We start from the raw sequence: 13,110 nt of genomic DNA on the forward strand, positions 1-13,110 counted from the left end.
CTTCCACAGGGTTCGACCGTCCGATTTATCCCTGAGGAAGAGACAGGTAGCGCCGCTCCCAGGCACCTCGCCGCGCGGGGGCGGGGGTGGCAGACCGGGCTGGCTAGGCGCTGAGGGTGAAGCCGGTGTAGCCCTCCGCGGCGACGGCGGCGCAGCGCTTGTGGTAGCGGCCGACCCCGCCGACGTAGGGCATGAAAACCCGCGGCCGGCCCGGGATGTTGGCCCCCAGGTACCAGGAGTTCGCCTGCGGGTAGAGCGTGCGCGCGGCGGCCTCGTTGACGTGCGCGACCCAGTCCTCCTCGGCGGCGGGGTCCGCCTCGATGGTGGCCAGGCCGCGGGCGTCGAGGTGGGCCAGGCAGTCGCCGATCCAGTCGACGTGCTGCTCCAGGGAGACGAAGGCGTTGGAGATCACCGAGGGGCTCCCGGGGCCCGCCACGACGAACAGGTTCGGGAACCCGCTTATCCCCAGGCCCAGGTAGGTGCGCGGTCCGTGCGCCCAGTGGTCGGCGAGCCGGCGCCCGCCGCGGCCGCGGATGTCCATCGCCAGCAGTGCCCCGGTCATCGCGTGGAAGCCGGTGGCGTAGACGAGGGTGTCCAGCTCGTGTACCCGCCCGCCGGTCCGCACCCCGGTCTCGGTGATCTCGGTGATCGGGTCGCGGCGGACGTCGACGAGGGTGACGTTGTCGCGGTTGAACGTGTCGTAGTAGTCGGTGTCGACGCAGATCCGCTTGGTGCCGATCGGGTGGTCGGTCGGCGTCAGCGTCGCGGCGACCTGGGGGTCGTGCACGATCTGACGGATCTTGTCGCGGACGTAGTCGGCGGCGAGGTCGTTGGCCGCCGGATCGAAGATGAGGTCGTCGAAGGCGGCCATGTACTCGAAGCCGCCCAGCCCCCAACGCGCGGAGAACTCCCGGTCGCGCTCCTCGGCCGAGGCGGTGAGGGCGTGGACGCGGTTCTGGCGCAGCAGCATCCCGCCGAACGAACGCCGGGCCCGCTCGCGGTACTCGCTGTAGTGCGCCTTGCGCTCGCGGGCCAGCTCCGGGTCCAGCGGCACGTTGAACCCCTGGACGCTGAAGTTCGCGCTGCGCTGGAACACGGTCAGATGGCCGGCGACCCGGGCGATGAGCGGGATGCACTGGATGCCCGAGGCGCCGGTGCCGACCACTCCCACCCGCTGGCCGGCCAGGTCGACCTCCTCGTCCGGCCAGGTCGCGGTGTGCAGGACGCGCCCGGCGAAGCGGTCGGCCCCCGGGATGTCGGGGATGTTGGGCACGGACAGGCACCCGGTCGCCATCACGCAGAACCGGGCGCGGACCCGTTGACCGCGGTCGGTGGTGACCCGCCAGCGTCCGTCGGCCTCGTCGAACGTCACCGACGCGATCCGGGTGGCGAACTCGATGTCGCGGCGCAGGTCGAAGCGGTCGGCCACGTGGCGGGCGTAGGCGAGCATCTCCGGCTGCTCGGGGAAGCGCCGGCTCCACTGCCAGTCCTGCTGGAGCTCCTCGGAGAAGGAGTAGGAGTACTCCAGGCTCTCGATGTCGCAGCGGGCGCCCGGGTAGCGGTTCCAGTACCACGTGCCGCCGACGTCGTCGGCCGCGTCGTACGCCCGCACCCGCAGCCCCTGCCCGCGCAGGCGGTGCACCGCGTACATGCCGGCGAAGCCCGCGCCGACGATCAGAACGTCGAGATCCTCGTCATGCACCAGCACCACAGTCCTCCACCCTGACCAGATCCGGACGCTAGCCCGAATCTGACGGTCACGTCAACGAGTGTGGCCGGGTGGACGGGCGGGAGGCAAACCTGCGCAGGTGCCCTGCGGCCGTGGCAGGCTAGGGGGCATCTGACGTGCTGTTCACGCCAGTTGTCGCGCAGCCTCCCGCGCTCCGGCTCGGCCCGCGGCACCGCGTCCCCGTTCCCGCCGCCGTCCCGATCGGAGATCCCCATGGACAACGCTGAGCTGCGAACCCGCGTCGGCGCCGCCCACCTGCTGGCGTCCTACACGTACTTCGCCGACTCCGGCCGGCTCGGGCCGCTGGTCGACCTCTTCCTGCCCGACGCGGTGTTCCGGATCGACGACGACACCAACGTCGGCCGGGACGCGATCGAAGCCTACTTCCGCAGCGCGGGGGAGAGCTTCCGCTCCGTCGACATCCTCCCGGGCCGCCATCACCTCAGCTCGGTCTACATCGACCCCCGCCCCGAGGGCGGCGCCGCCACGTACGCCTGCTTCCAGTTCGTCGGCGTCCGCGGGGCGGACCACTGGGGCACCTACCGCGACGAGGTCGTCGAGGTCGACGGCACGTGGCGGTTCGCCCGCCGCCGCGTGACCGTCGAGGGCTTCGCCGCGGACTCGCCGCTGGTGCCCGCCGGCCGCCAGGCCTCGGGTGCCTGACCGCGGCGCCGGCGCCGACACCCGACGCGCCGGCACCCGACGCGCCGGCACCCGACGCGCCGGCACCCGACGCGCCGACACGGGCGGTTCGAGCCGATCGGTCGACCCGCCGGCCGGTGTCATCGGAGGATCGTGCGTGTGATCCGTCCAGTGGCACGCGTCGGCCGGTCGAGGGCGTGTCCGTGCGGTCGCCCGGTGGGGATCTGGCCGGGTGGCCGCCGTCCGTCAGAAGGAGTCGCCGTATGGCCGATGATGCCGTGAACGCCCCCCTGACCGTTGCCGTGATCGGTTCCGGTCCGGCGGGCTTCTACACCGCGGGAGCGTTGCTGGAGCAGTCCGGCGTCCCGGTCCGGGTGGACCTCTACGAGCGGCTGGCCACGCCGTGGGGCCTGGTGCGGGCCGGGGTGGCGCCGGACCATCCGAAGATCAAGGCGGTGTCGTCGGTGTACGCGGCGACCGCGGCCGACGAGCGCTTCCGCTTCTTCGGCAACGTCGAGGTGGGCCGGCACGTCTCCCGCGAGGAGCTGGTCGAGCGCTACGACGCGGTGGTGTACACGGTGGGCGCGCAGGGCGAGCGGCGCCTGGGCATCCCCGGCGAGGACCTGCCGGGCAGCGTGCCCGCGGTGGACGTCGTCGGCTGGTACAACGGCCATCCCGACTTCGCCGACCGGGCGCCCGACCTGTCCGGCCGGCGCGCGGTGGTGATCGGTGCGGGCAACGTCGCGCTCGACGTGGCGCGGATCCTGTGCTCCCCGGTCGAGCGGCTGGCCGCGACCGACATCGCCGACCACGCCCTCGACGCCCTGCGCGCCAGCGCCATCGAGCAGGTCGTGGTGGTGGGCCGTCGCGGGCCGGCACAGGCGGCGTTCACCACCGCCGAGCTGCGCGAGCTGCCGGAGTTCACCGGGGCGGCGGTGGACGTCGACCCGGCGGAGGTCGCCGAGCAGCCCGGCGAGGAGAAACTGTCGCGGCTGATCCGACGCAACCTGGCCGTACTGCGCGACTACGCCGCAGCCCTGCCGTCGCAGGCGTCCGAGGTGTCGCAGGCGTCCCAGCCGGCCGGGGGGACCCGGCGGATGGCGCTGCGGTTCCTGCGGTCCCCGGTGGAGATCCGCGGGGAGGGCAGGGTCGCCGAGGTGGTGTTCGCCCGCAACCGGCTGGAGGTGGACGCCGAGGGCTGGGTCAGCGCCGTCGACACCGGCGAGCGGGAGGTGTTCCCGGCCGACCTGGTGGTCCGGGCGGTGGGCTACAAGGGCCTGCCGCTGGTGGGCCTGCCGTTCGACGATCGCCGCGGGATCATCCCCAACGACGCCGGGCGGGTCGCCGGGACGGAGCGCGAGTACGTCGCCGGCTGGATCAAGCGCGGCCCGACCGGGATCATCGGGACGAACCGCAAGTGCGCCGTGGAGACGGTCGCCACGCTGCTGGCCGACGTCGCCGACGGCCGGCTGGCCCGCCGCCCGCGGGCCGGCGGCGTCGATCCGGTCGGCGAGGACGCGTCCTGGCTGCGCGAGCACCAGCCCGACCTGGTGACGGAGGCCGGCTGGCGGCTCATCGACGCGGCGGAGCGGGCGTCCGGCGAGCCGGCGGGCCGCCCGCGGGTGAAGCTGACCACGCTCGACGCGCTCGTCGACACCGCACTCAGCCGCACCCGCACCCTGACCGGCTGACCGGCTGACGGCGGACCGGCAGCGGAGCGGGGTGGGGTGGAGCGGGGGCGATCAGCGGCGGATCGCGCCCGGGATCAGTTCTCCACGCAGACGGGCTTGTCCCCCTTGGGGGTCGTCAGCTTGCCGCCCACGACCTTGGCGTACCAGTTGCAGGCGCCGACCTTGCTGGGCTGGCCCTTCGCGAACGTCAGCGGCGGCGACCACTCGCCGAGGGACTGGCCGTTCAGCGCGTACAGGCCGTCGAGGATCTCGGCGCTGGTCGGCGTCGCGGAGACGTTCTTCGCCGCGGCGGCGAAGAACAGCCCCGCCTGCCAGCCGCGGCTGGCGAAGCCGTCCGGGTCGTTCTTCGTGTACTGCTTCAGGGCGGCCTTGAAATCGGCCAGGTAGGGCTTGTCGCCGAACCACAGCGGGGCCCCGGAGGTCAGCCATGCGCCCTCGCTGGCCGGCTGGATGAGGTTGGGCTGGAACACGCCGCCGGAGAACACGTAGGTCGGCTGGTAGCGCTGCGTCGAGCAGTCCTTGATGAGCCGCTCGGTGACCTGGGCGGGCACGTTCGTGATGACGGCCTTCACGCCCGCGCTGCGCAGCGACAGGCACTGCGAGGTGTAGTTCGGCGCCGAGGCCGAGGCGGTCTGCACACCCGCCGAGGCGATCCCGAGGCGGGCGGAGATGCCGGAGATCAGGCCGTTGGCCTCCGCGCACGCGGCCTGCTCGGCGCAGACGACGGTGCCGAACTTCGGCGAGCCGGCGAGCTTCACGCTGTACACCTCGCCGGTGAGGTACTCGACCGAGTTGGAGGTCGCGGCGAAGAACATCGGCGACTTGCCGTACTGGGCCGTCGTGGTGATCCCGCCGATGACGGGGATGTTGTGCTGCTCGACGTAGCTGCGCCAGGAGCCGTCGGTGGCGCCGGCGAAGTTGCCGACGAGGGCGAGGACCTTGTCCTGCTCGACGAGCTGGTGGACGGCGGCGATCGACTTGGTCGGGTCGCCCTGGTCGTCCCGGCTGATCACCTCGACCGGGTGGCCGGCGATGCCGCCGTGCGCGTTCACCCACTTCGACCAGGCGACGAGGGCGTCGAGCCCGCGCTGGTTCTGCGGGCCGAAGGCGCCGCTGTACAGGCCGACGTTACCGATCTTCAACGGTGTTCCGGTGGGTGCCGCCGTGGCGTTGGCGGGCGGGGCGTCGGCTTTCGCCCCACCATCGCTGCTGCCCCCACAGGCCGACACGGTGAGTAATAAAGCGGCGAAGGCTGCGATACAGCCGGACAGGGTCCGTCGTCGCCTCGGTGCCATCGGTGTATCCCCTTGTCAGGTGTGCTCGACCGGCGGCGCCGACGCGCGGTCGGAGTGCGACCGGTCGATCGCCGTGATGAATTGTCAATGCGGGCGGGATGGCGGTTGCCAGCTCGCGTGGAGACCCTGAATCCCCGCCGATCCGCCCGCGGGAGCCGCATCTTCCCGCCTGGGCGTTCTGACGTCAATGTCACACCCGGGTGGGGTTGTGGGCACGCTACCGCCGGGGGCGCCGCCGGCCGGACGGGGCCCGCCGGGCGGCCTCCGGCGGGACGCGAGGGCCCGGCTAACCAGAGGGACAGGTGCCGTCACCTGGCAGATCGACCACCCGGCCGGCATCGGCGTGCAGTCCGGACCCGACCAGGCGGCGGGTGGGGCCGCTCGGCCGTGCGGCGACGTCGAAAAGGCGGCCCGGGGCCGGGAATGACTGCGTATAATCTCGCCGTTCTGGCGGCGGAGTTTCGTATTTCGCGGCGCGCTATTCGCGCTGGCGGGTATCGTGGGCCGCTTCCCGGACCTGGTGTCGCGGCTCGGCGCGGCTCGGTCTGGGGTGGCCTCGGCGCGAAGACGGTGGTGAATCGACGTCACGGAACGGAATGCGGCGCGGGTTCGGGGATATGCCCGTTTTCGGCCCCGCGTGCTCCCGGCTACCGCCATCTTGTAATTACTGAGAGTAGTTTTCGGGGTGGCGGCGCGGGCGGCGCGGGCAGGCCGGCGCCGCACCTTTCCCGATCCTTCTGATTGCTGTAGACACAGTGTCAGACGCTGCAGAGTCAGACGCAGCGGTGTCAGACGCTGCAGAGTCAGATGCTGCGGTGGTGCGGCGTCGCGCGGGCTGTGCCGTGAGAGGTCCGGACGGTTGGGAGGCCAGGTCGATGAGCTCTGCTGACGCGTCGCTGCGGCAGTGGTGGGAGCTGGTGGAAGCGCGGGCCGCGGCAACGCCGGACCTGCCGATGCTGGTGGACAACCACGACCGCCGGATCAGCTTCGGCGAGTTCCGCGAGCTGGCCCTGCGGGTCGCCGCCGGCCTGGCCGCGACGGGGGTCGGCGCCGGCACCCAGGTGAGCTGGCAGCTGCCGACCACCATCGAAAGCGCGGTGCTGATGAGCGCGCTGTCCCGCCTGGGCGCGGTGCAGAACCCGATCATCCCCCTGCTGCGCGAGGCCGAGGTCGACTTCATCGTCGAGCAGCTCGGCACGACCCTGCTGATCGTCCCGGCGGTGTTCCGTGGCTACGACTACCGGCCGATGGCCGAGACCATCGCGGCCCGGCGCGGCCTGCGCACGATGGTCTGCGATCCCTGGCTGCCGCCAGACCCGGCGACGGCGCGGCTGACCGGCCCGCCGGTCGACACGGACTGGTTCGGCGACTTCCCGCTGCCGCTCGGGGACCCCGCCACCCTGCCCCCGCCGCCCCCGCCGCCCACCGGCGACGCCGACGCCGACGTGCGTTGGGTGTTCTACTCCTCGGGTACCACGGGCTTCCCCAAGGGAGCGCGCCACACCGACGCCTCCGTCATCGCGGGGTCGAACTCGATGGTGTCCCAGCTCGGGTTCGACGAGACCGACGTCGCCTCGATCGCCTTCCCGATCGCCCACATCGGCGGGTCGAGCGTGCTGTCGCTGGGCCTGCGGACGGCCTGCAAGGTCGTGCTCGTCGACATCTTCGACCCCCGCACGGCCCCGCTGGCCCTGGCGCGGCACGGCTCGACGATGCTCGGCAGCGCCGCGCCGCACTTCCACGCCTACTTCAACGCCCAGGCCGCCTACAACGCCCAGCGCGCCGACGGCGACGGCCCGGAGCCGCTGTTCGCCCGGCTGCGGTTCTTCATGGCCGGCGGGGCGCCGAGCGAGCCCGGAATGCACGACCGCGCCATCGCGGAACTCGGCGGCGACGGCCTGATGAACGGCTGGGGCCTGACCGAGTTCCCGATGGCCGGCTACCCGTCGCCCGGCGATCCGCCCGAGCGGCTGCGCACCGCCGCGGGCCGCCCGGGCCCCGGTGTGCGCATCAGCGTCCGCGACCCCGACGGCACGGAGGTCCCGCGGGGCGAGGAGGGCGAGCTGTGCATCGCCGGCCCGCAGCTGTTCGCCGGCTACGTCGACGCCTCCCTCGACGCCGAGGCCTTCACCCCCGACGGCTACTTCCACACCGGTGACCTGGGCATCCACCACCCCGAGGGCTGGCTGTACATCACCGGGCGGCTCAAGGACGTCATCGTCCGCAACGCCGAGAACATCTCCGCGCTGGAGGTGGAGAACGTCCTGCTGACCCATCCCGGCATCGCCGAGGTCGCCGTCGTCGGGCTGCCCGATCTGCGCACCGGCGAGCGGTGCGCCGCGTTCGTGGTGCAGGCCGAGGGCGCGGGCCCGCTCACCCTGCCCGACCTGGCCGCCTTCTGCCGCGAGAAGGGCCTGGCCGTCTACAAGACGCCCGAACGGCTGGAGCTGCTCGACGCCATCCCCCGCAACGCGATGGGCAAGGCGCTCAAGAAGCAGCTACGCGAGTCCGTCACCGCCACCGCCTGACCTCGACGGCTCGACAGCTGAGTCCCGCCCGCGGATTCCGCGCCCAAGTCAGCCCCCGGACTCGCGTGTGGCTGTTCCGCGGAACACCATGATCGTTTCCTGCTGTCGAGGTCAGGGCGGGGCGCGGTTCTGGCACCGGATGGGTTCCGTCCCGCCGCGGGCTCCACGCCCGTGCCGTGCCGGTGTTGCTGCCGGGCCGGGGCGGGACTCTGCTCCGGACATGATCGGCGGGGTCCGGCCTGCGGTCCGGCGGTGCGGGCGGTTCCGCGGAACACCATGATCATATTCTGGGTTCGGGGTCGGCTGGGGTTTCGGCTGCGCCGCCGGGTGTGGGCTTCCGGCGTCGCACCCCGCCATGGTTGATCTTGGGTTGGGTTTTTGTCGGTGGTGGGTGGGACGATCGTCGTGTCCGTTGATCGATGACACCTCTGGCCCGGTGATCCTGATGAGTGCAGCGTCCACGTCTCCTCTTCCTCTGCCTGTTCCCTCGGCCTCGTCGGCGTCGTCGGATGCGTCCGCGCTGATCGGGGTGGATGTGGAGGCCGCGTCGTTGGGGGAGGTGGAGGAGGTGATCTGCCGGTGGGCGGGGCGGATTGCCGCGGCGAGCTGTGGCTGGCTGCTGGCGGTCGCGGCGTTCGACCGCCGCGGTGGCTGGTCGGGGATGGGGATGGGTTCGTGTGCGCACTGGCTGGCCTGGCGGTGCGGTGTCGGCCTGCGTACGGCGCGGGAGCAGGTGGCGACGGCGCGGGCGTTGGAGGGTCTTCCGATGGTGCGGGCGGCGTTCGCGGCGGGCACGGTGTCGTATGCGAAGGTGCGGGCGGTGACCCGGGTCGCCGAGCCCGCGACGGAGGAGCTGTGGCTGGCCCGTGCCCGACGGTGCTCGGCCGGTCAGGTGGAACGGCTGGTCCGTTCCTACCGGCAGGCCAACGGTGATCCGAAGGTTCGGCGGGCCGTACGGCGGGTGGCGTGGACGTTCGACGGCGACGGGATGCTGTGTCTGCGGGCGGTCCTGTCCCCGGACGAGGGCGCCCGGTTGATCGCCGCGTTGGACGCCGCCCGGACCAGTCTCGAGGACACCACGGCCCTACCCGGCGACCATCCCCCAGCAGACGGCGGCACGGGGGGCGACGTGGGTGAGGTGCCCGCGGATGGGGAGAGGGTCGTGGCGGCGCGGGATCGGCAGCGGGACGCCGATGCATCCGGGCGTTGCTCACCGACCCGGACGGCAATCCGTTGCATCTCGGGCGGCGGCAGCGTCAGCCCGGGCAGCGGCTTCGTGACGCGGTCTACCTGCGCGACCAGGGGCGCTGCCAGTACCCGGGCTGCGGTCACACCCGCTGGTTGCACCTGCATCACCTCACCTGGTGGGGCCGCGGGGGTGACACCGACATCGACCGGCTGCTGCTGCTCTGTTCGACCCATCATCGGGCGGTGCACGACGACGACATCAGCCTCGGCCGCGACGCGGACGGGACCGTCACCGCGCGGACCGTCGACGGCCGTGTCCTCGTCGCAGCACCACCGGTCCTGCCCGGGTCCGAGCCGGCGGGGATCCTCGCCCGCGCGACCCGCCACGTCGACCCCACCGCGATCCACACCCGCGACGGAGGACGCCTCCGCCGCGGTCGCCTCGTGGGGAGGTGACCGCGGCCGGAAGGCGTCAGGGTCAGGAACGCGGGCTGGCCGTGGGTGGGGAGAGCGGGCCCGGGGCGTCGCCGAGGGCAGCGGCGGGCGGCACTCCCAGCAGAGAACGCAGCCGCCGCGTCGTGGCCTCCAGCTCCGCGGCCGGGCAGACCGCCAGCACGTACCGGTCTGGGCGCAGGATGATGATCTCGTCGGCAGGGCGGCCCAGGCGCAGGTCGCGGAAGGCACCGTCGATGTCGCGCACCAGCAGCGATCCGGTCGCCGGCTCGGCGTTCGCGGTGGCGGCGGTCGCCGTCGCGGTGGCGGCGCTGTCCTCCGCGGCCGCGCCGCGCCGCGCGGTGCGGGCCGGGTCGACCCGGATGGTCAGCGCGCCCAGCGCCTGCCAGAACGCCAGACCCTCCGCGGACAGCGCCGCGGCCGGGTCGCGCCCGAGGCCGATGACGGCGAACGACGGCCCGACGACGTCGTCGAGCTTCATCCGCAGCCGGTCGGCGGTCTCCACCGACGGCTGGCCGAACATCCGGCCCACCGGGGAGCCCTTGTCCGGGGCGGCCGGAGCCAGGACCGCGCCCTCGGTGTAGCGGGGCAGTGGCTTGTACTTCATCTGCAGGATGTAGTCCCGCGCCCCCGGGATGCGCTGGACGCCGACGAAGAACGCGTCGCGGACCCGCTCGGTGAGCCGGTTGCGCGGCTCGTACATCGCGCCGACCCGGGTGGCGAAGGAGACCATGGTCTCGGCGTGGGCGCGCCGCTCGGCGTCGTAGCTGTCGAGGAGGCGTTCGTCGGCGCGGCCGGCGAGGACCGCGGCGAGCTTCCAGCCGAGGTTCGTCGCGTCCCGGATCCCGGAGTTCATCCCCTGGCCGAAGAACGGCGGCTGCAGGTGGGCGGCGTCGCCGGCGAGGAACACGGGGCCGACCCGGAAGGTCGTGGCGATGCGGGAGTGGTGCCAGTAGATCCGCCGCCGGGAGATCCGCGGCATCGGCGTGTCCCGGTAGTGCTTGGCGAGCAGGCCCATGACGACCTCGTCGGTGACCATCCGCTCGTCGGTCTCGTCGGGCAGCAGCTTGAACTCGAAGCGGCGGTGCCCGTAGGGCAGCGGGATCGTCATCGACGGGCGGACCGGGTCGCAGTGCACCGCCGAGTAGGGCGCGTCGAGCTGGTCGTCGGAGACGTCGACCACCAGCCACTTCGACGGGTTCGTTTCGCCGACGAGCTCGACGCCGACGCTGCGGCGCACGAAGCTGCGCCCGCCGTCGGCGCCGACGAGGTAGCGGGCGGTGACGGTGACGTCCTCACCGCCACGCGTGCCGGTGAGCACCACGCCGTCGGCGGTGCGCTCCAGCCCGGTCACCTCCGTGTCGGCGTACAGCCGCACGCCGGGGAAGCGGTCGAGCCCGCGGCGCAGCGTCGCCTCCATCAGCGGCTGGAAGAACAGGTTGCGCCGCGGCCAGCCGAACGGCTGCCCGCTCGGCCCCACGTGCGCGAGGACCTTGCCCTGCGAGTTGTGGTAGCGGATCGGGGCGTTCTGGATGCAGTCGGCGAGCACCTCGTGGACCAGGCCGACGGTCTGGAACGTCCTTAACGACTCGTCGTCCACGGCGACGGCCCGCGGATAGTCGATGACCCCGGACTCCCGGTCGAGCACGACGGTGCTGACCCCGTAGGTGCCCAGCAGGTTGGCGAGCGTCACCCCGCACGGTCCCGCGCCGACGATCGCCACATCGGCCGATTCGCTGATCATTACCGTCTCCTCGTTCCCGCCCGGCTTGGTCGCTGTCCTGCGGTGTGTGTCCTGTGCTTGTCCTGCCGCCCGCCGTGGCCCTGGTACTGCAACGGTGCTAGTCGGCCAGGACGGAGATGGCCTGCTGGGGGCAGGCGGCGACGCCGCGGCGGGCGTCGTCCTCGGCGCCCGCGGGCACGGCGACGTCGCCGTTGAGCGCGGTGAAGCCGTCGTCGTCGAGCGGGTAGAGCTCCGGGTTCACCAGGTAGCACTGGCCGTGCCCGGAGCACTCCTGCTGCTCCATGTGGATACGCATGTGGTGGTCGTCCTCGTGGGCTGGGGTGGGAGTCGGCTGGGGTGGGAGTCGGCTGGGCGTCGAGCCGGTCAGCGGAAGCGGGGCTTGCGCTTCACGTTCGGCGGAACGGGGCTGCCGCCGCGGTTGCCGCGCTGGGTGTAAGACAGCCCGGCCCGCTGGGCCAGCGACGGGGTCATGTCCAGGGACTCCCAGATGGCGCGGATGGTGCCCTGGATGGCCTCCGGGCGGCGCGCGGCGATCTCGGCGGCGAGTTCCGCGGCCCGCGGCCAGAGCTGCTCGCGGGATACCACCTCGGTGACGATACCCAGTCGCAGTGCCGTCTCGGCGGTGATCCGCTCGTCGTTGCCCAGCAGCGCCCAGCGCAGCACGTCGCCCAGGGGGATGTTGCGGGCGAGCATCCCGAGCGGCTCCAGCGCGGAGACGAGACCGCCGTTGGCGTGCGGGTCGAAGAAGGTGGCGTCCTCGGAGCAGATGATGATGTCCGACTCGTTGAGGAAGTACATGGCGCCGCCGGCGGCGATACCGTGCACCGCGGTGATCACGGGCTTCCAGACGAACTGCTTGCGCGGGCCGAGGCGGACCCCGGGGTCCTCCTGGTTCCACTGGTTCTGGTCGTTCCACCAGGGGCCCTCCTGGATGTCCAGCCCCGTGCAGAACGCGCGCTCGCCGGCGGCGCGCAGGACGGCGACGCGCACGTCGTCGTCGTCGCGGACCTCGTGCCAGACCGCCTCCATCTCCAGCGTCATCGTCTCCGTGAAGGAGTTGAGTCGCTCGGGGCGGTTGAGGGTGATGGTCGCGACGTGGTCGTCGACCTCGTACAGGACGGTCGTGAGGTCCTTGAGCGGCATGAATGATCCTCGGGAGTGGGCGAGCCGGCTGGGCTGGACGGTGGGGGAGTGGGTCAGGGATCAGGGGCCGGCGTCCCCGGCGCCGGCGCCCGCCTTCAGCTCGGCCACGACCTCGTCGACGGTGGTGATCCTCGTGACCATGGCCAGGAAGTTGTCGAGCATGAACCGGTGGGTCTCGGCGGAGGCGCCCGCGGTGGCGTCCTCGGGCAGCACCACGTGGTAGCCGCGGTTGACCGCCTCCAGCGCGAGCCCCGGGATCGCGACGTTCGTCGACACGCCGGCGACGACCAGGACGCGGGTGTCGGTCAGCCGCAGCATCGCGTCGAGGTCGGTGCCGTAGAAGGCGGTGAGCCCCGTCGCGCGGCTGCTGACCAGGTCGCCCTCGCGCGGGGTCGCGGGCTCGGGGACCTCGACGTCCACGCTGCCGGCGATCATCGTCCGGCGCTTGATGGCCATCGCGGACAGCGCCGAGTTCGCGCGCAGGCCGACCAGGTCGGGCCGGTGCTCGATGATGGCGTGCACCACCGGCAGGCCGGCGGCGCGGAACGCCTCCGCGAGCACGCCGATGCGGGCGCCGACGTCCCGCGACGCGGCCTGCTCGGCGAGCGCGGGCAGCCGGCTCACCGCCGGATCCACGATGCCGCGCTGGAACTCGCTGATGACCAGCGCCGGCCGGCCGATGATGAGCATGCTGATC

The 13,110-nt window shown here is 72.6% G+C and carries 9 protein-coding genes and 1 pseudogene; 4 read left to right on the forward strand and 6 right to left on the reverse strand.

The window, feature by feature from the left end:
- Positions 1–103: 103 nt before the first annotated feature.
- Positions 104–1,708 (reverse strand): flavin-containing monooxygenase, encoded by a 1,605-nt coding sequence (locus tag FRAAL_RS14785; protein ID WP_231861655.1) that lies wholly within the window; start codon positions 1,706–1,708, stop codon positions 104–106.
- 234 nt (positions 1,709–1,942) lie between these two features.
- Here FRAAL_RS14785 and FRAAL_RS14790 point away from each other — a divergent pair, with 234 nt between their 5' ends.
- On the forward strand, positions 1,943–2,392 hold the full coding sequence (locus tag FRAAL_RS14790; RefSeq protein WP_011604536.1) for a nuclear transport factor 2 family protein: 450 nt from the start codon (positions 1,943–1,945) through the stop codon (positions 2,390–2,392).
- 242 nt (positions 2,393–2,634) lie between these two features.
- Positions 2,635–4,062: an FAD-dependent oxidoreductase gene (locus FRAAL_RS14795; RefSeq protein WP_041939337.1), complete on the forward strand. Its 1,428-nt coding sequence runs from the start codon at positions 2,635–2,637 to the stop codon at positions 4,060–4,062.
- A gap of 74 nt (positions 4,063–4,136) precedes the next feature.
- Here FRAAL_RS14795 and FRAAL_RS14800 read toward each other — a convergent pair whose 3' ends face one another.
- Positions 4,137–5,204, reverse strand: coding sequence for an ABC transporter substrate-binding protein (locus FRAAL_RS14800; RefSeq protein ID WP_231861656.1), 1,068 nt, complete (start codon positions 5,202–5,204; stop codon positions 4,137–4,139).
- A gap of 1,028 nt (positions 5,205–6,232) precedes the next feature.
- Here FRAAL_RS14800 and FRAAL_RS14805 point away from each other — a divergent pair.
- Entirely contained in the window at positions 6,233–7,885 is a 1,653-nt protein-coding gene (locus FRAAL_RS14805) for a class I adenylate-forming enzyme family protein (RefSeq protein ID WP_011604540.1), read from the forward strand.
- Positions 7,886–8,420: 535 nt separating this feature from the next.
- Positions 8,421–9,529, forward strand: a pseudogene (locus FRAAL_RS36270) (HNH endonuclease).
- Between the two features lie 22 nt (positions 9,530–9,551).
- Here FRAAL_RS36270 and FRAAL_RS14815 read toward each other — a convergent pair.
- The 4 genes from FRAAL_RS14815 to FRAAL_RS14830 all read right to left on the reverse strand — a co-directional run bounded on the left by FRAAL_RS14815 (position 9,552) and on the right by FRAAL_RS14830 (position 13,103).
- On the reverse strand, positions 9,552–11,270 hold the full coding sequence (locus FRAAL_RS14815) for a bifunctional 3-(3-hydroxy-phenyl)propionate/3-hydroxycinnamic acid hydroxylase (RefSeq protein ID WP_011604542.1): 1,719 nt from the start codon (positions 11,268–11,270) through the stop codon (positions 9,552–9,554).
- Between the two features lie 97 nt (positions 11,271–11,367).
- Positions 11,368–11,565, reverse strand: coding sequence for a ferredoxin (locus FRAAL_RS14820; RefSeq protein WP_011604543.1), 198 nt, complete (start codon positions 11,563–11,565; stop codon positions 11,368–11,370).
- 68 nt (positions 11,566–11,633) lie between these two features.
- Complete coding sequence (locus FRAAL_RS14825) at positions 11,634–12,413, reverse strand: enoyl-CoA hydratase/isomerase family protein (protein ID WP_011604544.1); 780 nt, start codon at positions 12,411–12,413, stop codon at positions 11,634–11,636.
- A 60-nt stretch (positions 12,414–12,473) separates the two neighbouring features.
- Positions 12,474–13,103, reverse strand: coding sequence for a cysteine hydrolase family protein (locus FRAAL_RS14830; RefSeq protein ID WP_011604545.1), 630 nt, complete (start codon positions 13,101–13,103; stop codon positions 12,474–12,476).
- Positions 13,104–13,110 lie beyond the last annotated feature (7 nt).

Origin of the sequence: Frankia alni ACN14a (assembly GCF_000058485.1) — a bacterium.
GTDB lineage: Bacteria > Actinomycetota > Actinomycetes > Frankiales > Frankiaceae > Frankia > Frankia alni.

Bases quoted from the DNA above. Each gene is read 5' to 3' on its own strand.
- FRAAL_RS14790 (WP_011604536.1), top strand. From the start codon at position 1,943: ATGGACAACGCTGAGCTGCGAACCCGCGTCGGCGCCGCCCACCTGCTG.
- FRAAL_RS14795 (WP_041939337.1), top strand. From the start codon at position 2,635: ATGGCCGATGATGCCGTGAACGCCCCCCTGACCGTTGCCGTGATCGGT.
- FRAAL_RS14805 (WP_011604540.1), top strand. From the start codon at position 6,233: ATGAGCTCTGCTGACGCGTCGCTGCGGCAGTGGTGGGAGCTGGTGGAA.
- FRAAL_RS14815 (WP_011604542.1), bottom strand. From the start codon at position 11,270: ATGATCAGCGAATCGGCCGATGTGGCGATCGTCGGCGCGGGACCGTGC.
- FRAAL_RS14820 (WP_011604543.1), bottom strand. From the start codon at position 11,565: ATGCGTATCCACATGGAGCAGCAGGAGTGCTCCGGGCACGGCCAGTGC.
- FRAAL_RS14825 (WP_011604544.1), bottom strand. From the start codon at position 12,413: ATGCCGCTCAAGGACCTCACGACCGTCCTGTACGAGGTCGACGACCAC.
- FRAAL_RS14830 (WP_011604545.1), bottom strand. From the start codon at position 13,103: ATGCTCATCATCGGCCGGCCGGCGCTGGTCATCAGCGAGTTCCAGCGC.